This window comes from Streptomyces sp. NPDC096012, from assembly GCF_040426375.1.
In the GTDB taxonomy this organism is placed as follows: Bacteria; Actinomycetota; Actinomycetes; order Streptomycetales; family Streptomycetaceae; genus Streptomyces.
The window spans coordinates 19,605-42,352 of sequence record NZ_JBEOTD010000022.1 but is presented as its reverse complement, the minus strand read 5'-3'; the positions used below and the strand labels follow the sequence as shown (position 1 = coordinate 42,352).

Sequence of the window (22,748 nt, the reverse complement as noted above, 5' to 3'; positions counted from 1 at the left end):
AGCCCACGTATGCGGTGCCCGAGCGGCAACCCGCGAACCCCGCGGCCGCACGACAACCCACGCACCCGGCGCCCGGCCGGCAACCCATCCGCACCCCGCCCGGACGACAACCCACCCACACCCCGCCTGGCTGGCAACCCGCGCACACCCCGCCGGGACGACAACCCGCCCACACCCCGTCCGGGCTGCCCGCCGCGCACAACGCGCTGATCTGTGTCGCCCTGCCCGGCCTCGCCGTCTCCAGTGAGCTGGGGCAACTGTCCGGCCGGGGGCTGGACGGCTTCTACCGAGGCGGCAGGCGGTTGCTCTCGCGGTGCCAGGTCAGGGTGGCCGGCCGTGAGCCGCTTGCAGTGCAGGCCCGGATGACCGCGGCCGACAGCGCCCGCTTCGTGGGCACGCTGCGCCTCTCCCCGGCGGCGGGACCGGATCCGGACGTGGTCGTCGAGCGGACGCGTTGCGCCGACGGGACCGAACGGATCACGTTCCGCAACGCCGCCCTGCGCCCCCTGCGTCTGCCCGTCGAAGTCGCCCTCGGCACGGACCTCGCGGAGCTCGGAGCCATCGCATCCGGCGCGGCGGGCCCCGAACTCCCGGCCACCGTCCGTGACTCGGGCCTGCGCTGGACCACGCCGGGCGCCGCGGCCTGCGTCACCGCCGACCCGCCACCCGCCGACGCCCTGGCGTCCGCCGGACTGCTGCGCTGGGAACTCGACCTGCCACCGAGCGGGACGGCGGTCGTGGAGCTGCGGGTACGGGCCGACGGAGCGGCTCCACTGCGGGCGGTCGGGCATGCCGCGACCCATCCGCTCGCCCCCGCCCGGGCGGCCGGCGACGATCCCCGGGTGGCCCCTCTGCTGGAGACGGCCGTCGCCGACCTCCAGGCACTGCTCCTGCGCGACCCCGCGCACCCCTCGGACACCTACCTCGCGGCGGGCGCGCCTTGGCGCTGCGGCATGGCCCCCGCCGACGCCCTCGCCGCCGCCCGCATGGCGCTGCCCCTGGGCACCCGCCTCGCCGCGGGCACCCTGCGGGCCCTGGCCCGCACTCAGCTGCCGGGGCCCGGCCCCCGCAGCGGCATGATCCCCGGACCGCGACGCGACGCAGGCCCCCTCCTTCCGCCGGGCTGCACGGGAACCGAGGCCACACTGCTCTTCCCCGTCCTGCTCGCCGAGGCCCGCCGATGGGGTCTCCCCGAGCAGGAGATGCAGGAGCTGCTGCCCGCGGCCGAACGCTGCCTGACCTGGCTGCGCACCACCGTCGGCGACGGCACCTACCTTCCCGATCCGCAGCCCGCGGGGCCGGCCCGGTGCGAGACGCAGGCCCACGCACATCGCGCGGCGCTGCTGGGGGCCGACCTCCTCGACGCGTACGCCCGCCCGGGCGCCACGGAGCTGCGGGAGTGGGCGGCCGCCCTGCGGTCCGCCTTCCGGACCGGCTTCTGGATCGACGATCCCGGCGGCGGCCGCCCCGCCGCGGCGCTGGCACCGGACGGCCGCCCCGTGCCGCACCTGGGCTCGGCCGCGGTCCACCTGCTCGACACCGGGCTGCTCGGCTCCGGCCGGCTCGCCCCGGGCCTGCTGGACAAGGTGCAGACCGAACACCTCGCCAGGTTGCTCGGCGGCCCCGCCATGGACGCGGGCTGGGGGCTGCGTGGCCTCGGCAGCAAAGAGGCGGCGTACAACCCGTTCGGCCACCGGACCGGAGCCGTCCGAGTCCACGAGAGTGCGCTCGCCGTCGCCGGACTGGCCGCCGCCGGATACGAGAGAGAGGCGGCCGGCCTGCTGCAGGGGCTGCTGGAGGCGGCGGCGCACTTCGACCACCGGCTGCCCGAGATGTTCGGCGGTGAACAGCGCTCCGTCGGCAAAGCGCCCCTGCCCCACCCGGCGGCCTGCCGCCCGGCAGCCACCGCAGCGGCCTCCGTGATCCTGATGCTCACCGCGATCGCCGGTGTCCGCCCCGACGCCCCCGCCGGCACCGTCACCCTGCGCCCGGTGAGCGGTGCGCCGCTCGGTGAACTGGGGCTGACCGGGCTGCGCGTGGCGGGCGCCCCGTTCGCCGTGCGGATCAGCCGGCTGGGACTGGCCATGGTCGAGGAGGCCGCGGCCGGCCTGCAACTGGGGGTGTGAGCCCCGGCGCCGGGGCGTGTGACCCCGTACGACGCGACCGGCACGGCGAGCGGGAGCCGGCTCCCGCTTCGTTCGGGAACGAGGCGGAGGCACGACCTGCGCGACCGGCGAAGGGAGTGTTTATCGTCAGGCAGACGACTATGATCGCCGCATGCCCTACGACCCGTCAGCGTTTCCGCCCTTCGCCGTGACCGTGGACCTGGTCGTGCTGACCGTGCGCCGCCATGCCCTGTGCGCGCTGGCGGTACGCCGGGGCGAGCCTCCCTTCCAGGGACGCTGGGCGCTGCCCGGCGGTTTCGTACGGGCCGACGAGGATCTGTCCCAGGCGGCGGCACGCGAGCTGGCCGAGGAGACGGGGCTGCGTGCCCACGATCCCTCGGCCCCGGCCCAGGACAACGGAGCTCACCTGGAGCAACTCGCCACCTACGGCGACCCCGAGCGGGACCCGCGCATGCGGGTGGTCAGCGTCGCGCATCTCGCGCTCGCGCCCGACCTGCCCGCACCACGCGCGGGCGGCGATGCCAGCAACGCGCGCTGGGTGCCGGTGGAGGAACTGCTCGAGAAGGGCGGGTACGGCCGCGACGGCGAGCCGGTGGCGCCGCTGGCGTTCGACCACGCCCAGATCCTCGCCGACGGGGTGGAGCGGGCCCGGTCCAAGATCGAGTACTCGTCGCTGGCCACCGCGTTCTGCCCGTCCGAGTTCACCGTCGGAGAGCTGCGCCGGGTCTACGAGGCGGTGTGGGGTGTGGCCCTCGACCCGCGCAACTTCCACCGCAAGGTGACCGGGACTCCCGGATTCCTGGTCCCCACGGGAGGTACGACCACCCGCCAGGGTGGCCGGCCGGCCCAGCTCTTCCGGGCCGGCGGAGCCACCTTGCTCAACCCTCCGATGCTGCGCCCCGAGGTCTGAGCCGCCGCGCGGCCGGCCGCCGGTAGCCAGGTCGAACCGGCCGTGAGAGCCGAGCCCAGGATCAGTCGAACGGCGGACACGGACGGGGCTCCGCGCGCCGCACATGGCGACAGAACGCGCTATACACCAAAAAATGGGACATAGCGCGCTATCTTGCTGCAGGTGATCCAGGCCTTCGGACTGACCAGCAACGCCCGCAAGGCGCACCCGCCCGCCATCGACGACGTCTCCTTCGAAGCGCGCGCGGGGCACGTCACCGCGCTCCTCGGCGGGGCCGGCGCGGGCAAGACGACGGCGCTCAGACTGATGCTCGAGCTGCAACCGGGCCGTGGCGTCACCTACTTCAAGGGGCGGCCCCTGCACCGGATCGCCCACCCCGCGCGCGAGGTCGGCGTGCTCCTCGGCGACGTGCCAGGGCATCCGGCCCGCTCCGTCCGCGGTCATCTGCGGATGCTGTGCGCGGCGTCGGGGCTGCCCGCCCGGCGCGCCGACGAGGTCCTCGAGGTGGTCGGCCTGGTCAGCCTCCGCGAGGAACGCCTCGACACGCTGTCGTGCGGCGTGGACCGCAGACTCGGCCTGGCCTGCGCCCTCCTGCCCGACCCGCACACGCTCGTCCTGGACGAACCCACCGACGGGCTCTCCGCCCGTGAGGCGCAGTGGCTGCACGAGATGCTGCGCGCGCACGCCCGCCAGGGCGGAACCGTGCTCTTCACCACGGCCGACCCCAAGGAGGCCGCGCGCACGGCCGACCGCGTCGTCACCCTCGACGGCGGCAGGCTCGTCGCGGACCAGGACGCCAAGGAGTTCGCCCGCACCCGGTTGCGCCCGCGGGTCGCCGTCCGCAGCCCCCACGCGGCGCGCCTGGCGGCCCTGCTCACCAAGGAGGCCCGCACCGCCCGCCGATCCGTGGAGGTCGTACGGGAAGGCGGCAACCGCCTCTCGGTGTACGGCAGCACGACCGCCGACGTCGGCGAGACGGCGTTTCGCAACGGCATCCTCATCCACCAACTTGCCGACGAAGTCGGCGACATGGGTCCCGGTGCCGAACCCGGCGGCGGCGCGGGAGCCGACGGCGTGCGGTCGGCTCGGCGCGAACCGGTCGCCTCCCACTCGTCCGTGGCCTCTCAGGAACCGCCGGTCGCGCAGGCCGGTCCGGCGGAGCGGAAGTCCGCGCGATCCGGCTCGTCGTCGGCCGACCGGCAGAGCGCGAGCCTCGGCGCACCGGTGACGGATGCGGACGACGCGGAATCCTCCCGGGCCGCGCGGCCGGGTCGTGCGGACACCTCCCCGGCGGCAGCGAAAGCGGTTGCTGTCCGGGGGGCTGCGCAGGGCGGCCGCGGCGAGAGGCCATCGGCCGGGGAAGGCCCCGGCCGCGCGCCGGGGCCGGAGCAGCCGGAGGCCACGTCCGCCACCTCGGCGCAGGCCGGGGAGGTCGCCCCCGGCGGTGGGAAAGCGGTGCACGACGCCGGCGGCCCCGGCGGGGCGGCCTCGGCCAGGGCGGCCACGGCGGCCGGCCTCGACGGGTCCGCCGACGCGACGACCGCGTCGGACACCGGCCGGGCCGGGGCCGCGGCGCCCTCGGAGTCACAGGCCGGCAGGAACGGCGTGGCGGCGGGCGTCCTCGCCACCCGCACCCGACTCCCCGGCGCCAGGAACGGCACCGGCAAGCCCCGAGCCGGCCACGCCGTACGTCCCGAAGGTGCGCGCGCGCCCGATACGCTCTCCCCCCTCCCACCCCCGATCTCCGTCCTCCCCGCCCCCGCCCCGCTCCGCCCCCTGCGTTACGAGATCCGGCGCGCCTCCGGCGTCGGTACCGGCTTCTTCACATGCGGGGCCGCGCTGGTGGTGTCCGTGCTCATGGCCGTGGTGCTGGCGCGGCTCGGCCACACTCCGCACGAACGGCTGTTCGCCGCATGGCCGCGGGAACTGCCGCTGCCGCCCGCGGCGCTCGCGGCGGGACTGCTCGGGGCGCTGGCCTTCGGGGACGAGTTCCGCCACCCCGCCCTGGCGGCGGACCGCGGTACCGTGCCCCGCCGGCTGGGGCTGCTGACCGCGAAACTGCTCGTCTCCGGAGCCACCGCGCTGCTGCTCGCCTTCCTCACCGTGGGCTGCGACGCCGAAGTGCTCTATCTCGTCTACGGACGGGAGCTGACGCAAGTTCCCGCGGACTGGCTCTCTCTCGCCGCGAGTTGGTTCGCACTGGTGGTCGGCTGCGCCTGGGCGGGTGTGCTGGCGGCCGGGGTGTTCCGGTCCACGACGGCGGGTCTGGCCGCGGTCCTCGCCGTACCCGTTCTCGTCGTACCGCTCGTACACCAGGCGCTGCGGGGTTCGGGTGTGCGGATGGCGGCGGGGTTCCCGATGCGGATGCGGGAACTGCTGTTGCTGCAGTGGCCCTTCGGAGGAGAGCGCTATCTGGTCGCGGCGGTGCGGGTGTTCGCTCAACCCATGGGCGCCGCACTGGCGTTGGCGCTGACGGGACTGCTCTGCGCCTATCTGTCCACGACCCTGCGCACCCGGATCCGATGACGACCGTCCGAGCGCTTCCGGTCTCTCGGTGCGCACAACTCCCCACGGAAAGCACATTTCTTTCCGATAAGGCGTCAATTGCGATGTGGTGAGCGATCACCCTTTCGTGTGCTTTTCACCAAAGACCTCAAGGGAGTTGGAGACGACGCCGACAAAGGATCCGTGAGTACCCTTGCGCACACCATGATGACCGCCGCCCGCCCCGCAGACTCAGGTCTGACCGGCCCGGGCGATCTCGACCGCTACCACTACGCCGAGGCCCCGATGGCCGACCGCGTCGGAGCGCCCTCCTGGGAGGGCACGGAGCCGGAGCTGGGCCGCGTCGGCCGGCGCGCCACGGGCAGCCGCGGGCGCGGGCTGCACGGACAACTCGTCCAGCAGCTGGGGCAGATGATCGTCTCCGGCGACCTGGGCGCGGACCGCCCGCTGGTGCCCGAGGAGATCGGCCAGCGGTTCGAGGTCTCCCGTACCGTCGTCCGCGAGTCCCTCCGGGTGCTCGAGGCCAAGGGCCTGGTCAGTGCCCGCCCGAACGTCGGCACGCGCGTGCGTCCCGTCAGTGACTGGAACCTTCTCGATCCGGACATCATCGAGTGGCGCGCCTTCGGACCGCAACGCGACGACCAGCGCCGCGAGCTCAGCGAGCTGCGCTGGACGATCGAGCCGCTCGCCGCCCGCCTCGCCGCCGGGCACGGACGCGAGGAGGTGCAGCAGCGTCTGAGCGACATGGTCGAGATCATGAGCCACTCCATGGCGCAGGGTGACGCCCTGACCTATTCACGCGCCGACAACGAGTTCCACGGTCTCCTCATCCAGATCGCCGGCAACCGCATGCTGGAACACCTCTCCGGGATCGTCTCGGCGGCCCTCCAGGTCTCGGGCGGTCCGGTCACCGGCTGCGACCGGCCCAACGAGGCGTCTCTCGCGCACCACGCGCGGATCGTGGACGCCCTCGGCACCGGGGACGGCGCGGCGGCGGAGTCGGCCATGCGCCAGCTGCTCACCGTCCACCCCGAGGTGGAGCGCGTGGTCCCCGCCCCGCGCGAGCACTGACCCGTGACGAGGCGGCGCGGTCGCCGGTGTGCGGCGTCCCCGTGGTTCTCGTAGCCGCACCGGACCGGTTCTCGAGGCCGCACCGGCCCCGGGTACCGGACCACGCCGGACCCGCAGGATTCCCTGGAGTCCGGCGGGTCCGGCGGTGCGACGGGCCGCCAGGGTGCTGTTCACTGGCCGGGTGTGCGTCACCGGAGTCCCGGTCTGCCCATCTCTGACCGTTTTTGAACGCTTACGGGGTGTGACTCGGGCCACGCAGATTGGGCGTAACGCTCGCCGGAACAGTGCGATGACCTAAGAGGTGACAGCCGCGGAGGGAATACGGGCGCCATGACAGGCGCTGTGCATTCTCCCCGGCGCCGCCCGTGCCGTCGGCCCATCCCCAGGTCGGTGGTCGGCTCCTGTCCGCAGTGGACGGTGCCGGAAGCCGTTTTCCAACGTTCCGAGAGGTTGTTCGTGTCGGCCAGCACATCCCGTACGCTCCCGCCGGAGATCGCCGAGTCCGTCTCTGTCATGGCGCTCATTGAGCGGGGAAAGGCTGAGGGGCAGATCGCCGGCGACGATGTGCGTCGGGCCTTCGAAGCTGACCAGATTCCGGCCACTCAGTGGAAGAACGTACTGCGCAGCCTCAACCAGATCCTTGAGGAAGAGGGTGTGACGCTGATGGTCAGTGCCGCAGAGCCCAAGCGCACCCGAAAGAGCGTCGCAGCGAAGAGCCCCGCGAAGCGCACCGCCACCAAGACGGTCGCGGCGAAGACGGTGACCACCAGGAAGGCCACCGCCACCACGGCCGCTCCGACCGCGCCCGCCGCCCCGGACGATGCCGATCCCGCCGAGGAAGCCGCGCCCGCGAAGAAGGCAGCCGCCAAGAAGGCGACCGCCAAGAAGACCGTCGCGAAGAAGACCGTCGCGAAGAAGACGGCCGCCAAGAAGACGACGGGCAAGAAGGACGACGGCGAGATCCCCGAGGAAGAGGTCCTCGAGGACACCAAGGTCGCCGACGAGCCCGAGGGTGCCGAGAGCGCCGGCTTCGTCCTGTCCGACGAGGACGAGGACGACGCGCCCGCGCAGCAGGTCGCCGCCGCCGGCGCCACCGCCGACCCGGTCAAGGACTACCTGAAGCAGATCGGCAAGGTCCCCCTGCTCAACGCCGAGCAGGAGGTCGAGCTGGCCAAGCGCATCGAGGCGGGCCTGTTCGCCGAGGACAAGCTGGCCAACGCCGACAAGCTCGCCCCGAAGCTCAAGCGCGAGCTGGAGATCATCGCCGAGGACGGCCGCCGCGCCAAGAACCACCTCCTGGAGGCCAACCTCCGACTGGTGGTCTCCCTGGCCAAGCGCTACACGGGCCGCGGCATGCTCTTCCTGGACCTCATCCAGGAGGGCAACCTCGGTCTGATCCGCGCGGTGGAGAAGTTCGACTACACCAAGGGCTACAAGTTCTCCACGTACGCCACCTGGTGGATCCGTCAGGCGATCACCCGCGCCATGGCCGACCAGGCCCGCACCATCCGTATCCCGGTGCACATGGTCGAGGTCATCAACAAGCTCGCGCGCGTGCAGCGCCAGATGCTCCAGGACCTGGGCCGCGAGCCCACCCCGGAGGAGCTGGCCAAGGAACTCGACATGACCCCGGAGAAGGTCATCGAGGTCCAGAAGTACGGCCGCGAGCCCATCTCGCTGCACACTCCGCTGGGCGAGGACGGCGACAGCGAGTTCGGTGACCTCATCGAGGACTCCGAGGCCGTCGTCCCCGCCGACGCCGTCAGCTTCACCCTCCTACAGGAGCAGCTGCACTCCGTGCTGGACACCTTGTCCGAGCGCGAGGCGGGCGTCGTCTCCATGCGGTTCGGCCTGACCGACGGTCAGCCGAAGACCCTCGACGAGATCGGCAAGGTGTACGGCGTGACGCGCGAGCGCATCCGCCAGATCGAGTCGAAGACCATGTCGAAGCTGCGTCACCCGTCGCGTTCGCAGGTGCTGCGCGACTACCTCGACTAGGTCGCGGCCCTACGACGGCGAAGGCCCGGTCCCCCTCGCGGGAGCCGGGCCTTCGTGCTGCGCGCGAGGACGTGCTGGATGACTCTGGGTATTCCGGAAAAACTCAGAGTAAGGACCTTGCATGCGTGGTTCCGTTGTCCGGGCACTGATCCGGCCGTTGGCCCTGGCGGCCACGATGACCGTCATACCCCTGATGGGCGCGGCGCCGGCTGCCGCCGACGGCGTGGTGGTCGGGGGGTTCCCCATCGAGATTTCGCAGGCTCCGTGGACGGTGGCGCTGTCCAGTCGTGACCGGTTCGGAGGTACGCGGGCGGGCCAGTTCTGCGGCGGTGTGGCGATCGCGCGCACCGTGGTGCTCACCGCGGCCCATTGCATGGCCGACGAGGTCCTGGGCGCCCCGCCGGACCGCGTGCGCGACCTCAAGGTCATCACGGGCCGTACGGACCTGCTGGCGGACGAGGGGGAGGAGGTCGCCGTCCGCGATGTCCGGGTCAACCCCGGGTACGAGAGCGCGACCAACTCCGGCGACTTCGCCGTGCTCACCCTCGCCGGGGAACTGCCGCAGACCGCGGTCGTCGCCATGGCGGGCCCGGGTGACCCGGCCTATACACCGGGCACGGAGGCCCTGGTCTCGGGCTGGGGCGACACCTCCGGCGGGGGCGCCTACCCGCGCCGGCTGGGGGCGGCCCGCCTGCACGTCCTGTCCGACGATCTCTGTTCCCGCGCCTATCCGGGGGGACCGGACGGCACCTACCGCGCCGACACGATGCTCTGCGCCGGAGAGGCCGCCGGAGGTCCGGACGCCTGTCAGGGCGACAGCGGCGGCCCGCTGGTGGCCGGCGGGCGGCTGATCGGGCTGGTGTCGTGGGGGAGTGGCTGCGGACGGCCGGGAAGCCCCGGTGTCTACACGCGCGTCTCGGAGGTCGTGCGGGCGCTGCAGCCGGGCGCTTGAGGGCCCGTGGAGGCCGTACAGCCGCGCCTGAGGCCCCGCACGCGGGCATGAGCACGGGCGGCCGCTCCTTGGGAGGGAGCGGCCGCCCGTTCACCGGCCTGTGCCGGGGCTGGCTCGTCGTGTGTGCGAGATTCAGCGCTCTTCTTCAGCGGTGTTCGGTGCGGAGGTCAGCCGCTCCGTCTCGTCCTGTATCTCAGCGGCGATCTTCTTGAGTTCCGGCTCGAACTTGCGACCGTGGTGGGCGCAGAAGAGCAGTTCTCCGCCGCTGAGCAGGACCACGCGCAGGTATGCCTGGGCGCCGCAGCGGTCGCAGCGATCGGCGGCCGTCAGTGGGCTCGCGGGGGTCAGAACAGTAGTCACGTCGCCTCTTCTCTAGCTCGACGAGCTGTCGTACCAGGGTCAACATCCAACCAGCCCGAAAACGTTCCCGCTCGTGGCTTTTCCTCGAAAAAATCTTTCGGGGCGGCTGTCTGCTGCCGGTTGGCGGCGAATGTGCCGTAGTGCGTATTCGGTGTGCTTACGGGTTCGCGCTCTTTTGGGGGTCTTCGTCCTCCCCGGCTGGCTTGCCGGTTGTTCATGAGGACGTGCCCGGAGCCTAATTGGTTCATGCCTCCAAGGGAACGTGATGTGTACTTCACCCCATCGAGGGATCGAACAGATATGCGAGACTGGATTAGGGTGGGTTCCCGACGAGGGTGGCGTTACACCGGCTCTACCAGGCCTCGGTACCCTCTGAGCGGCGACCGAAGCCGACCCCTTACCCAGAAGGGGGCCATCTGAAATTCAGCGAGGAGCGAACCGCGTGACCGCCGATACGTCCGTGCCGTCCACAGCGCTGCTGGCAGGAGCAGACCGGGACGGTTCCAACTACACCGCGCGGCACCTGCTCGTCCTCGAGGGCCTCGAAGCCGTGCGCAAACGCCCTGGCATGTACATCGGCTCGACCGACAGTCGCGGCCTGATGCACTGCCTGTGGGAGATCATCGACAACTCCGTGGACGAGGCCCTCGGCGGCTACTGCGACCACATCGAGGTGGTCCTCCACGACGACGGCTCCGTCGAGGTGCGGGACAACGGCCGCGGCATCCCCGTGGACGTGGAGCCCAAGACCGGGCTGTCCGGCGTGGAGGTCGTCATGACCAAGCTCCACGCCGGCGGTAAGTTCGGCGGCGGCTCCTACGCCGCCTCCGGCGGTCTGCACGGCGTGGGTGCCTCCGTGGTGAACGCCCTCTCCGCCCGCCTCGACGTGGAGGTGGACCGCGGAGGGCATGTGCACGCCATCAGCTTCCGGCGTGGCGTCCCTGGCGCCTTCGCGGGTGCCGGCCCGGACGCCAGGTTCGAGGCCAAGAGCGGCATGCGCAAGACGAAGAAGATCCCCAAGACGCGCAGCGGCACACGCGTGCGGTACTGGGCCGACCGGCAGATCTTCCTCAAGGACGCCAAGCTCTCGCTGGAGAACCTGCACCAGCGGGCCCGCCAGACCGCCTTCCTGGTGCCCGGCCTGACCATCGTCGTCCGTGACGAGCTCGGACTCGGTGAGGGCGGCAGCAAGGGCGAGGAGTCCTTCCGCTTCGACGGCGGCATCAGCGAGTTCTGCGAGTACCTGGCGAACGACAAGCCGGTCTGCGACGTCGTCCGCTTCTCCGGCCAGGGCAGTTTCAAGGAGACCGTCCCGGTCCTGGACGAGCACGGCCAGATGTCGCCCAAGGAGGTCACCCGAGAGCTGGGCGTCGACATCGCGCTGCGCTGGGGCACGGGCTACGACACCACGGTCCGGTCCTTCGTCAACATCATCTCCACGCCCAAGGGCGGCACCCACGTCGCCGGCTTCGAGCAGGCCCTCACCCAGACGATGAACGACGTCCTGCGCGCCAAGAAGATGCTGCGCGTGGCCGAGGACAACATCGTCAAGGACGACGCCCTCGAGGGCCTCACCGCCGTCGTCACCGTGCGACTGGCCGAGCCGCAGTTCGAGGGGCAGACCAAGGAGGTCCTCGGCACCTCGGCCGCCCGTCGCATCGTGAACGGCGTGGTCACCCGGGAACTGAAGGCGTTCCTGACCGCCACGAAGCGTGACGCCGCGGCCCAGGCCCGGGTCGTCATGGAGAAGGTGGTGGCAGCCGCCCGTACCCGTGTCGCGGCCCGCCAGCACAAGGACGCCCAGCGGCGGAAGACCGCTCTGGAGTCCTCCTCCCTGCCGGCCAAGCTGGCCGACTGCCGCAGCGACGACGTCGACCGCAGCGAGCTGTTCATCGTCGAGGGCGACTCCGCGCTCGGCACGGCCAAGCTGGCCCGGAACTCCGAGTTCCAGGCACTGCTCCCGATCCGCGGCAAGATCCTCAACGTGCAGCGGTCCTCGGTGACCGACATGCTGAAGAACGTCGAGTGCGGCGCGATCATCCAGGTCATAGGAGCGGGCTCGGGCCGCACCTTCGACATCGAGCAGGCCCGCTACGGCAAGATCATCATGATGACGGACGCCGATGTGGACGGCTCCCACATCCGCTGTCTGCTGCTCACGCTGTTCCAGCGCTACATGCGGCCCATGGTCGAGGCCGGTCGTGTCTTCGCCGCGGTGCCGCCGCTGCACCGCATCGAGATCGTCCAGCCGAAGAAGGGCCAGGACAAGTACGTCTACACGTACTCCGACCGTGAGCTGCGGGAGAAGCTGATGGAGTTCCAGAGCCAGGGCATCCGGTACAAGGACTCGATCCAGCGCTACAAGGGTCTCGGCGAGATGGACGCCGACCAGCTGGCCGAGACGACGATGGATCCGCGCCACCGCACGCTGCGCCGCATCAACCTCTCCGACCTGGAGGCCGCCGAGCAGGTCTTCGACCTGCTGATGGGCAACGACGTGGCACCGCGCAAGGAGTTCATCTCCGGCTCGGCGGCGACGCTGGACCGCTCGCGCATCGACGCGTAGCCGCTCGCGCCGGCCTTCGGCCGATCGGGGCCGCCCCAGGGCGGTCCCGATCGCCGACGCCCTTGCTTACAGCGGGCCGGAGCGGCGGCCGCACCCGAACAGCCGGCGTCGATCCGTACGGCGGCCGGGTTCAGATGGGGACGATCTCGTCCCGGCGGGCCGCCTGCCTCTCTCCGAGCGGCCACTTGCCCCTTCGAGTGGCCACTTGCCCCTTCGAGTGGGCGGCCTGCCACCTGGGACCGACCCACCGCTTCGCGCCGGGACGGGTGCGACCCGTCCCAGCCCACCCTCCGATCTCTGGGTATCCACCCCCGGGTGGAGACCCACCGCTTCAGGGATCCACCCGTGATCCACCTCCGAGCCGATCCCCTGACCTGGCAATCTCCGTAACTTCGAAGGCGTCGGCAGTACTCGCTTCCGGCACCACCTTCTCGCTCACGGAGGCTCTGATGTCCGGGTTCGTCAACGCGCTCATGATCGTGGCCGTCGCCGGCGTCGTGATCGTGCGGCAGTTCCGTGCACGCCCGATCACCACGGACCGGCGCTGGTGGCTGGTGCCCGTGATCCTCAGCGTCGTCGCCCTGCGTGAGCCCGGCCTCCTCGACACCCACCACCGCACCGAATCCGTCGTACTGCTCGGCGCCGAGCTGCTCATAGGCCTGGCCATCGGTGCCGGATGGGCCCTGACCACCCGCGTCTGGACGGCCGCCGACGGCGTCGTGTGGACCAAGAGCACCAAGGCGAGCGGCGCCGTGTGGGCCGGCGGCATCGTCCTGAGGGCCGGTGCCTTCGCCGTCGGCGCCTGGCTCGGCCTGCACCAGGACAGCGCCGGCCTGATGCTCGGCCTCGCCGGCACCCTGCTGGTCCGCGGCGCCATCCTGACTCTGCGGGCGCAGTCCCTCGGCTCCGCGGGCCGTCCCGTCGCGGCGTACGGTGCCGGCAACGGCCCGGCGTGGAAGGAGAGCGTGTGACCGAGAACGCGTGGACATGCTGGCCCTCGCGCGAGGCCCTCGGCCGCCAGGCGGTCACCCGGCCCCGGCGGGTGCTCGCCTGGACCGTCAGGCTCTCGGCGCTCGCGGTGCTGCTGTGGGGCGCGTTCGGCCACCGGCAGGTCGGGATCTGGGGAGCGCTCGCGGCGGTAGCGGGAGTCGTCGTCACCGCTCTCGCCGCCTGGGCCGTCTTCCGGACGACCTACGAGCACCGGCTGCTGCCGTCCCTGGCGCTCATGGGCGTGCTCCTGGCCATCGCGGTCGCCGCCCAGGCCACAGGGTTCCGGATCGCCGCTCTCGTGATCTTCTGCGCCTGTGGGGTCAGCGCACTGCAGAGATTCCCGCTCGCCGCGGCCGGCCCGCTGGCAGCGATCGCGCTGGCCGCGTACTGCGCGTTCAACAACGACGCCTGGCTGACCACGGCCGTCACCGTCGCCGGCATGGCGCTCGCCGGCTATGTGCTGCGCCTGGACGCGGAGGCACGCGGCAGCGCCCAGCGGCTGCTCGCCCAAGAGCGGGCCGCACTGGCCGCCGAGGCCGAGTCCGCGGCTCTGACCGAGCGGGCACGGATCGCCCGCGAGATCCACGACGTGCTCGCCCACAGCCTCTCGGCGCAGCTCGTGCACCTGGAGGCGGCCCGGTTGCTGATCGAGAACGGCGCCGAGCGCGAGCGGATCCTGGAGCGGGTGGTGGCCGCCCGCGGCATGGCCCGCGACGGCCTCGCCGAGACCCGGCAGGCCCTGTCCGCTCTGCGGGGAGAGCTGACCCCGCTGGAGGACTTCCTCACCGAGCTCGTCAGCCCAGGGGGCAACGCGGAGGTCACCGTCACGGGTGAGCGCAGACCCCTGCCGGCCGAGGCGTCCCAGGCCGTACGCCGGGTCGCGCAGGAGGCGCTGACGAACGTCCGCAAGCACGCCCAGGGCGCGAAGGTGCTCCTGCGACTCGACTACGGCGAGCACGAAGTGACGCTCGACGTACGGGACTCGGGGGGTTCACCGGGCGAACTCACCGGCTCCGGAGGCGGGTACGGTCTGCTGGGTATGCGTGAGCGCGCCGAACTGCTCGGCGGTTCGCTGGACGCGGGACCGGACGAGGAGGGGTTCGTGGTGACGCTGAAGGTGCCCGTATGACGCAGACGGAAGGGGAGAAGAAGCCGGCGCGGGTGCTGGTCGTGGACGACCAGACCGTGGTCCGCGAAGGCATCGTGATGCTGCTGGGCCTGCTGCCCGGGGTGGAGGTCGTCGGTGCCGCGGGCGATGGCGAGGAGGCGGTGCGGCTGGTCGCGGAAGTCGCCCCGGACGTCGTCCTGATGGATCTCAGGATGCCCCGCTGCGACGGCGTGGAGGCCACCCGGCGAATTCGGGCCCAGTACCCCGGCACCCAGGTCGTGGTGCTGACCACGTATGCGGACGACGAATCGCTGTTCCCCGCGCTGCAGGCCGGGGCGCGGGGGTATCTGACCAAGGACGCCGGCGGCGACGAGATCGTACGCGCGGTGGAGAGCGTGCTGTCGGGACACGCGGGGCTGTCGCCGAGCATCCAGCGCCGCTTGCTCGAGCGGCTCTCGCAGCCCGACCCGGAACCGGTGGCCGCCGAGGCACCCGACGGGCTGACCGCGCGCGAGACCGAGGTCCTGGTGCTCATCGCCGAAGGCCTCACCAACCAGGAGATCGCCCGCAGGCTGCACGTCTCCACCGCGACCGTGAAGACCCACATCAACAACCTGTTCGCCAAGACAGGCCTCAAGGACCGGGCCCAGGCGGTGCGTTACGCCTACGGCAAGGGCCTGGTGCGACCGCCCGCGCGCTGAGTCACCTGATGGGATGAAGACCCGGGGAAGAAGAGTCAGGGAAGTTCCCGATCTGTCCATCCTTGGGCATGCAGTCAAGCAACGATCGTGCCCACGGAGTCGGGGACGGTCCCGAGAGCTCCCCCGAGCAACGGGAAGAGCACGGCGCGGCCGCCCGCGACGTGAGGTACGAGGACCCCTGGTACGACGCCCTGGCCACCGGCTGGGGCGAACCGGACGGCATCGGCAGGCCCGTGGCCGTGCCGTCCGCTCGTCGGGAGCAGAGCGTCACGGGGCTGCGCGCCCGTGACGTCTGCCTCGAGGTGCAGCGCAGCGAGGCTTTCCAGGAAGTGCGGGGCAGGTACCGGCGGTTCGTGGTGCCCGGTGTCATCGCTTTCCTCGCCTGGTACGTGGGATACGTGGTCATGGCGACGACCGCGCCCGGGCTCATGGCCCACCCCGTGGCGGGCGCGGTGAACGTCGGGATGCTCGCGGGGCTCGGACAGTTCCTCAGCACCTTCCTGCTCACCTGGGCCTACTCCAGGCATGCCCGGTTGCGCCGGGACCGCGCGGCGCTGGAACTGCGCTGGGACACCCAGGAACTGACCCGCGGCGTACAGGGAGGTGCCTCGTGACGGGCGGCCATCAGACTCTCGCCCTGCTGCTGTTCAGCGGCTTCGTGGCGATCACCCTGGGCATCACGACCTGGGTGAGCCGCAAGCGGCACGGTTCGGCGGAGGAGTTCTACGCGGGGGGCCGGCTGTTCTCCCCTATAGAGAATGGTTTTGCCATCTCGGGCGACTACATGTCGGCCGCCTCCTTCCTCGGGGTTCCGGGGCTCATCGCGCTGAACGGGTACGACGGGCTGCTGTATGTGGTGGGCTTCTTCGTGGCGTGGCTGGTCGTGCTGTTCCTGGTGGCCGAACTGGTCCGCAACTGCGGGAGGTTCACGCTGGCCGACGTGGTGGCGGCGCGGATGAGCGAACGCCCGGTGCGGATCGCCGCGGGAACCTCCTCGGTCACGGTGTCCGTTCTGTATCTGGTGGCGCAGATGGTCGGCGCGGGCAGCCTGGTGGCGCTGCTGCTGGGGCGGTCGAGCGGCGCGGCCCAGGCCTGGATGGTCATCGGGGTCGGCGCGCTCATGGTGATCTATGTGACGTTGGGGGGAATGCGCGCCACCACCTGGATCCAGATCGTGAAAGGGGTCCTGCTGCTCTGCGGGACGGTCGCGCTGACCGTTCTCGTCCTGGTCCGCTTCCACGGGGACTTCGACCGGTTGCTGATCACGGCCGCGGAGCGCAGCGGTGAGGGGAAGGCGTTCCTGGCCCCGGGCCTCAAATACGGCGGGAACTGGACGGCCCGCCTCGACTTCATCAGCCTCGGGCTCGCCCTGGTGCTGGGCACGGCGGGGCTGCCGCACATCCTGTCCCGCTTCTACACGGTGCCCACGGCGCGGGCCGCACGCCGGTCCGTGGTGTGGTCCATCGGCCTGATCGGCGGTTTCTACCTGATGACGATCGTCCTCGGCTTCGGAGCGGCGGCCGTGGTGGGTCCGGCGGCCGTGCGCGGTTCGAACGCGGCGGGGAACACGGCCGTCCCTCTCCTCGCCCTCGATCTGGGCGGTGGAGCGGGCTCCACCGGTGGAACCGTTCTGTTCGCTGTGGTGGCCGCCGTCGCCTTCGCCACCATCCTCGCGGTGGTCGCGGGCATCACGCTCGCCTCCTCCGCCTCGGTGGCCCACGACCTGTACGCGTCGCTGCGCCGGCCTGACCGCAAGGCACGCAGCGAGGTGGCGGTGGCGCGCTTCGCGGCGGTCGGTATCGGCGTCGTTGCGATCGCGCTCGGTCTGCTGGCCCGCGATCTGAACGTCGCCTTCCTCGTCGGTCTCGCCTTCGCGGCCGCCGCCTCGGCGAATCTGCCGGTGCTGCTCTACTCGCTGTTCTGGGGCGGCTTCACCACGCGCGGCGCGGTGTGGGCCGTGTACGGCGGACTGGTTCCCGCGCTCGGGCTCGTGCTGCTGTCCCCGGTGGTGTCCGGCAGCCCGGGTTCGCTCTTCCCGGACGTCGACTTCCAGTACTTCCCGTTGCAGAACCCGGGCATCGTCTCCATCCCGCTCGGCTTCCTGGCCGGCTGGCTGGGCACGGTCACCTCGGACGAGGTCGCGGACGAGGCCAAGTTCGCCGAGACCGAGGTGCGGTCGCTGACCGGGGCGGGAGCGGTGTAGCCGGGCACCGGTGCGACTGCGGCGCGCCCGCGGTGTGGCGGTGCTCCGGCCGGCCGGTGCCGCCGTAGGTCCAGGGTGAGCCGGAGGCGGCCGCCCGAGGTGCGGGCGCCGCCTGTTCCACGGCCCTACCGGCGTTGCCGTGGGCGCGGTCGTCCGGTCAGCCGCGGGTGGCCCACAGGTAACGGTGTTCCGGGCGGCCCGCGTCGCCGTACTTCAGAGTCAGCCGGGCCCGTCCCGTGCGCTCCAGCAGCTTGAGATAGCGCTGGGCGGTCTGCCGGCTCACTCCGGTCCGCTCGGCGATCTCCTGGGCGGACAGCGCGCCTTCGGCCTTCATCAGCGCCTGGCGCACCAGTTCGGCAGTGGTGGGGGAGTGCCCCTTCGGCAGCCCCGGCTCCGACGGGGCGGACAGGGCGCCGAAGATGCGGTCCACCTGCGCCTGTTCGGCCTCTCCACCGCCGTCCAGGGTTCGCCGCAGTTCTGCGTACGCCTCCAGCTTCGCCCGCAGCCCGGCGAAGGCGAACGGTTTCACCAGGTACTGCAGCGCCCCGTGCCGCATGGCGGCCTGGACGGTCGTCACGTCCCGCGCCGCGGTCACCATGATCACGTCGGTCTGGTGGCCGCGCCGGCGCATCTCCCGTACCACCGCAAGGCCCGTGCCGTCGGGCAGATAGTGGTCCATCAGCACCAGGTCGAGCCGGGGCAGGGCTTCCACCTGGCGCAGCGCCTGCGCCGCGTCGTGGGCCTCGCCGGCCACGTGGAACCCGGGCACCTTCTCGACGTAGGCGGCGTTGACCCGGGCCACCCGGGTGTCGTCGTCGACGACCAGGACCTCGATCACCGTGTCTCCTCCTGTGCGGTGGCCGCACTGTTCGTGGCGGCCGTACCGGACTCGGCGTGCCGGTGCCGTGCCGGTTCCAGATCGGGCTCGGTCAACGCCTCGGGCAGGATCACGGTGAACTCCGCACCGCCCCCGTCCGCCGCGTCCACGCGCGCGCTACCGCCCTGCCGTTCGGCGAGCCGGCGCACCAGGGAGAGCCCGATGCCGCGCTTGCCGTGCGCAGGCGGCTTCTTGGTGGACCACCCCTCCGTGAAGATCAGCTCCCGCTGGTCCGCGGGGATGCCGGGGCCGGTGTCGCGCACGCGCAGGGCGACCGTACGGCCCTCGGTGCGCAACTCGACCTCCACGCGCGCGTGCGGGGTGCCGGCGACCGCGTCGAGGGCGTTGTCCACGAGGTTGCCGACGACCGTGACCAGACCCCGCGGGTCGATCAGCCGGTCCGGGAGGCCGGTCCGCTCCGACACCCACAGGGCGACCTGGCGCTCGGCGGCGACGGTCGCCTTGCCCACCAGCAGCGCGGCCAGCAGCGGGTCGTGGATCCTCTCGGTGACCTGCTCGGCGGTGACCCGGTGGTCGCCGACCACTTCGCCCACGAACTCCACCGCGTCGTCGTACATCTCCAGTTCCAGCAGTCCGAGCAGCGTGTGCATGCGGTTGGCGTGTTCGTGGTCCTGGGCGCGCAGCGCGTCGATCAGCCCGCGCGTGGAGTCCAGTTCCCGCCCCAGCTGTTCCAGTTCGGTGCGGTCGCGCAGCGTCGCCACGGCGCCGCCGTCGTCGGTGGGCATGCGGTTGGCGACCAGGACGCGCTGGCCGCGCACGGTGAGCAGATCGGTGCCGGCCACCCGGCCGGCCAGGACGTCCGTCGTACGGCCCGCGCCGAGCGCCTCGTCGGGGGTCTGCCCGAGCGCCTCGTCGCCGATGCCGAGCAGCCGCCGGGCCTCGTCGTTGAGCAGCCGGACGCGGCCGCCGCGGTCGAGGGCCACCACGCCCTCCCGGATGCCGTGCAGCATCGCCTCGCGTTCCGCGAGCAGTGCCGAGATGTCGGAGAACGCCAGGTCCCGGGTCTGCCGCTGGACCCTGCGGGAGATCAGCCAGGCGGCCAGGGCGCCCACCGCGAGGGCGCCGCCCGCGTAGGCGAACAGCCCCGGGATCGCGCTGATCAGCCGCGCCCGCACACTGTCGTAGGCGATGCCGACCGAGACCGCCCCGACGATGCGGTGGCCGGCGTCGTACAGCGGTACCTTGCCGCGCGCCGAGCGCCCGAGGGTGCCCCTGTCGATCTCCATGACCTCCTCGCCGGCCAGGGCGTCGGTGGGGTCGGTGGAGACGCGCCGGCCGATCTCCGAGGCCGTGGGATGCGACCAGCGCACCCAGTTGCGGTCCAGCACCACGACGTACTCGGCGTGCGTGGCCCGCCGGATCCGCTCCGCCTCCCGCTGCACCGGGCCGTCCCCGGTCGGCCGGGTGGTGCGGACGCCCTCGGCGATCTGCGGGTCCTGGGCGGTGGTCGCGGCGATGGCGAGCGCGCGCCGCATGGCCTCCTGGTCCAGCTGCTTGCTCAGCGGCGCGAGGAACAGGCCGGTCGCGAGCACCGCGACCCCCGCCGCGATCGCCACCTGCATCAGCAGCACCTGCGAGAACGCCCGTCGCGGCAGACGGAGGCGCAGACGGCGGGCGGGGGAGGTGGGGCGCATGCCCCCGACGGTACGTGTCCAGGACCGACGCGCCCCAGGGGTGTGGTGTGGATCTCCTGACCGGGTTCCCGGGGGAACGGCGACTCCTCCAGGCGGGGCCTGAAACCCGTCTCGGCGGACTCGGCCCGGACCGCCGTTCCAGCCGGCCGGCTCCGTCGGCCGCGGTTCGCGCGCGTGCGAACGCCGCTCCCTCTGCCGCAGTCCATACGCTGCGAACGCCGCTGCCTGTGCCGCAGTTCATACGCTGCGAACGCCGCTGCGCCGACCGCCTCTCCCGCCTGCGAACGGTGCTCAGCCGGCCCTGCCGTCCGGCCCACCGCGCGGAGCACCGACGCCGCTCAGCCGGCCAACGCCGTCGGCCGCACCTCGCGCACCGCCAGCACGTCCATCCGCGCGGGCGCCCCCAGCACCGTCGCGCCGCAGCTCTCCGGGCGGGGCGGCAGCGACGCCACCTGGGCCACGGTGACCCGCCAGCGCCGGCCGTCGGTGTGTCCGACGGTGACCTCCCAGCGCGGGGCCGCTCCGTCGGTCCGCAGGACGTTCAGCACGCCCGCCCGGTGTTCGCCCGCGGCCGACCGGACGGCCAGTTCTGCCGCCTGGCCGGGCCGGTCCCAGGCGGAGCACCCGCGGCACCCCTCGACGACCACCCGGCCCTCCTGGACGCCGTGCAGGGCCTCCTTGACGGTGTGCGCCTCGGCGCGGCCGTATGCATAGCCGTACGGCAGGACGAGCACCGTCGGGGAGAAGCGATGTCCACCCAGATGGGTGACCTCCCAGACACCGCGCACCCCGGAGGTGATCAGCTCCGCGGCGAGGGGGCGGCCCAGCAGGGCGCAGCAGCGGTCGCGCTTGCCGTTGGTGCACACGAGCGCGAGCGGGTCGCCGCGGTGCGGGCGGCCACCCAGCGCCGAGCCGAAGGAACGGTGGTCGCCCGCGCCGAGGGCGGCGAAGTCGAGTTCGAGCAGCCGCCGCGGGTCGCGGGTGCTGGCGCTGTGCAGCCACACCCGTCCCGGAACCGTGTGGGCGGCGTACACCTGCCGGATCGCGGGCGTGCCCGGGTCGGCGTGGCGCCCGGGGTGCCGGATGAGCGCTACCCGGACGCCGGTTCCCTCCGCCGCCGCCTCCAGGGCGCGGCCCAGTACGGGGTCCAGGTGGCTCGAGGTGAGCGCCCTGGCACCCCACGGTCCGGGCTGTTCCAGCAGCAGCCATGTCGTCGCCGTGGCGGCGGTACCGAGGACCGGCTCGTCGAGGCCTCGGGAAACGGTGGCACACCTACTCACAGAGGTGAGCCTAACCTGAGTCGCCCCAGGGCGACTTCCGGCCGTGCCGTGTCCCTGTGCGCCCCGCCCCGTCACGATCGCTGCTCCGTTCCGCTCCGCCCTGCCATATCTGTCACGTCCTGATCCGCCTGCTACATCCTGCTCCGTTCTGCCCGGCCCTTGTCCGTCCTGCTCCGCCCTACTCCGGCAGGGGCTGCGGCGGCCGCGGACCGACGTAGTGACCGCTGGGCCGCATCCGCAGCGGCCGCTCGCCGTACTCCTCCAGGGCGTGCGCGATCCAGCCCGCCGTCCGGGCGACGGCGAAGATCGTCTCGCCCGCCGTGGCCGGCATCCCGCAGGAGGCGGTGAACACCGCGAGGGCCAGGTCGACGTTGGCGTGCAGGGGGGTGTGCCGTGCGGTCGTGGCCACGACGTCTCGGGCGGCGAGCAGCGCGGGCTCCGCGCGCGGGACGTGTTCCAACAGGTCGAAGAGCACGCGCGCGCGGGGATCCTCGCCGGGGTAGAGGCGGTGCCCGAGACCGGGGACGCGGCGGCCGGCGCGGAGTTCGTCGGCGATCACCGGAACCGCCGTGCCCTGGTCGAGCACGTCGAGCAGCATGCGGTGGGCCAGTCCGCTGGCGGCGCCGTGCAGCGGGCCCTCCAGGACGCCCAGACCGGCCGAGACGGCGGCGTAGGCGTGCGCGCGTGCCGAGGCGGCGACGCGGACGGCGAGGGTGGAGGCGGCCAGGTCGTGGTCGGCGAGCAGGCCCAGCGCGGTGTCCAGGACGCGCAGGGAGGCCTCGTCGGCGGGACGGCCGGTCAGCCGGCCCCACAGGCGGTGGGCCAGCGGGCCGTCGTCCCGGTGACCGTGCCGGGCCGGCGGCAGCGCCGCGACGAGCGTGGGGATGAGGAGGCGCGCCGTGTTCAGCACGGTCTCCTCGGACAGGTCGAAGCGCAGCGGGTCCTCGGCCGCCGCGGCGATCGCCGCCACCCGCAGGCGGTCGGCCGGGGAGGCGTGCTCGGACAGGGCGTCCACCGCGCGCCGGGCGACCCGGACGGTGGTCCCGGGCGCCGTGAACGTCACGCCCGGCGTCAGCCGGCCCGTCCACAGCCACTCCGCGACCTCTTCGTAGGAGTGCCGGGTGGCCAGTTCCACGGCGTCGACGCCGCGGAAGAAGTACCGGTCCTTCTCGATCAGCGTGATGCGGGTCCGTACCGACAGGTCGCTCCCGGAGCCCGGGCCTCCGGCGGCCTCGCGCCGGTTGCGCCGGGCGAGGGCCTCCACCTCCTTGGCCTCGAAGGTGCTGGCCCGGCCACCGGGCTCGCGTCTGCTGCTGAGCAGGCCGCGACTCACGTACGCGTAGACCGTCTCGGGCTTCACGCCGAGCACCTCGGCGGTCTCCTTGGTCGTCAGCCGCCCCCCGGGGCGGCCGGGCAGAGGTTCGTGATCGCGCATGGGGTCACCGT

The 22,748-nt window shown here is 72.4% G+C and carries 17 protein-coding genes; 12 read left to right on the top strand and 5 right to left on the bottom strand.

Translation table 11 applies throughout. From position 1 onward, the window contains the following. The first annotated feature begins 185 nt into the window (after nt 1-185). From ABVB68_RS21415 to ABVB68_RS21390, 6 genes are all read left to right on the top strand, one after another. Nucleotides 186-2,126, top strand: a complete 1,941-nt coding sequence (locus ABVB68_RS21415; protein ID WP_353602770.1) for a glycogen debranching N-terminal domain-containing protein — start codon at nt 186-188, stop codon at nt 2,124-2,126. Nucleotides 2,127-2,277: 151 nt separating this feature from the next. Continuing rightward, nucleotides 2,278-3,036, top strand: coding sequence for an NUDIX hydrolase (locus tag ABVB68_RS21410; RefSeq protein ID WP_353602703.1), 759 nt, complete (start codon nt 2,278-2,280; stop codon nt 3,034-3,036). 162 nt (nt 3,037-3,198) lie between these two features. Next, on the top strand, nt 3,199-5,562 hold the full coding sequence (locus ABVB68_RS21405; protein WP_353602702.1) for an ABC transporter ATP-binding protein: 2,364 nt from the start codon (nt 3,199-3,201) through the stop codon (nt 5,560-5,562). 162 nt (nt 5,563-5,724) lie between these two features. Next, complete coding sequence (locus ABVB68_RS21400; protein ID WP_353602701.1) at nt 5,725-6,612, top strand: FadR/GntR family transcriptional regulator; 888 nt, start codon at nt 5,725-5,727, stop codon at nt 6,610-6,612. Nucleotides 6,613-7,068: 456 nt separating this feature from the next. Continuing rightward, nucleotides 7,069-8,610, top strand: a complete 1,542-nt coding sequence (locus ABVB68_RS21395; RefSeq protein WP_353602700.1) for an RNA polymerase sigma factor — start codon at nt 7,069-7,071, stop codon at nt 8,608-8,610. 121 nt (nt 8,611-8,731) lie between these two features. Then, entirely contained in the window at nt 8,732-9,562 is an 831-nt protein-coding gene (locus tag ABVB68_RS21390) for a serine protease (protein WP_353602699.1), read from the top strand. Nucleotides 9,563-9,694: 132 nt separating this feature from the next. Here the strand turns inward: ABVB68_RS21390 and ABVB68_RS21385 are convergent, their stop codons facing one another. Next, nucleotides 9,695-9,922, bottom strand: a complete 228-nt coding sequence (locus ABVB68_RS21385) for a DUF7455 domain-containing protein (protein ID WP_353602698.1) — start codon at nt 9,920-9,922, stop codon at nt 9,695-9,697. A 442-nt stretch (nt 9,923-10,364) separates the two neighbouring features. Between ABVB68_RS21385 and ABVB68_RS21380 the strand changes: the two genes are divergently transcribed. The 6 genes from ABVB68_RS21380 to ABVB68_RS21355 all read left to right on the top strand — a co-directional run bounded on the left by ABVB68_RS21380 (nt 10,365) and on the right by ABVB68_RS21355 (nt 17,490). Continuing rightward, nucleotides 10,365-12,488: a DNA gyrase/topoisomerase IV subunit B gene (locus ABVB68_RS21380; RefSeq protein ID WP_353602697.1), complete on the top strand. Its 2,124-nt coding sequence runs from the start codon at nt 10,365-10,367 to the stop codon at nt 12,486-12,488. A 449-nt stretch (nt 12,489-12,937) separates the two neighbouring features. Next, nucleotides 12,938-13,459 carry a DUF1453 domain-containing protein gene (locus tag ABVB68_RS21375; protein WP_353602696.1) on the top strand — a complete coding sequence of 174 codons (522 nt, stop codon included), beginning with the start codon at nt 12,938-12,940 and terminating at the stop codon, nt 13,457-13,459. Continuing rightward, complete coding sequence (locus tag ABVB68_RS21370) at nt 13,456-14,607, top strand: sensor histidine kinase (protein ID WP_353602695.1); 1,152 nt, start codon at nt 13,456-13,458, stop codon at nt 14,605-14,607. Before ABVB68_RS21375 ends, ABVB68_RS21370 begins: the two co-directional genes overlap by 4 nt. After that, complete coding sequence (locus tag ABVB68_RS21365) at nt 14,604-15,287, top strand: response regulator transcription factor (RefSeq protein WP_353602694.1); 684 nt, start codon at nt 14,604-14,606, stop codon at nt 15,285-15,287. Before ABVB68_RS21370 ends, ABVB68_RS21365 begins: the two co-directional genes overlap by 4 nt. A 68-nt stretch (nt 15,288-15,355) precedes the next feature. Beyond that, a complete protein-coding gene (locus ABVB68_RS21360) occupies nt 15,356-15,901 on the top strand; it encodes a DUF485 domain-containing protein (protein WP_353602693.1) in 546 nt (181 codons plus the stop codon). Next, nucleotides 15,898-17,490 carry a monocarboxylic acid transporter gene (locus tag ABVB68_RS21355; RefSeq protein WP_353602692.1) on the top strand — a complete coding sequence of 531 codons (1,593 nt, stop codon included), beginning with the start codon at nt 15,898-15,900 and terminating at the stop codon, nt 17,488-17,490. Before ABVB68_RS21360 ends, ABVB68_RS21355 begins: the two co-directional genes overlap by 4 nt. A 157-nt stretch (nt 17,491-17,647) precedes the next feature. Here ABVB68_RS21355 and ABVB68_RS21350 read toward each other — a convergent pair whose 3' ends face one another. The 4 genes from ABVB68_RS21350 to ABVB68_RS21335 form a co-directional block, all read right to left on the bottom strand. Beyond that, a complete protein-coding gene (locus ABVB68_RS21350) occupies nt 17,648-18,328 on the bottom strand; it encodes a response regulator (protein ID WP_353602691.1) in 681 nt (226 codons plus the stop codon). Continuing rightward, nucleotides 18,325-20,022 (bottom strand): ATP-binding protein, encoded by a 1,698-nt coding sequence (locus ABVB68_RS21345; protein WP_353602690.1) that lies wholly within the window; start codon nt 20,020-20,022, stop codon nt 18,325-18,327. The genes ABVB68_RS21350 and ABVB68_RS21345 overlap by 4 nt, the downstream gene beginning before the upstream one ends. A 338-nt stretch (nt 20,023-20,360) precedes the next feature. Further along, nucleotides 20,361-21,302: a ferredoxin family protein gene (locus ABVB68_RS21340; RefSeq protein WP_353602689.1), complete on the bottom strand. Its 942-nt coding sequence runs from the start codon at nt 21,300-21,302 to the stop codon at nt 20,361-20,363. A 178-nt stretch (nt 21,303-21,480) separates the two neighbouring features. Beyond that, complete coding sequence (locus ABVB68_RS21335; RefSeq protein ID WP_353602688.1) at nt 21,481-22,737, bottom strand: citrate synthase; 1,257 nt, start codon at nt 22,735-22,737, stop codon at nt 21,481-21,483. Nucleotides 22,738-22,748 lie beyond the last annotated feature (11 nt).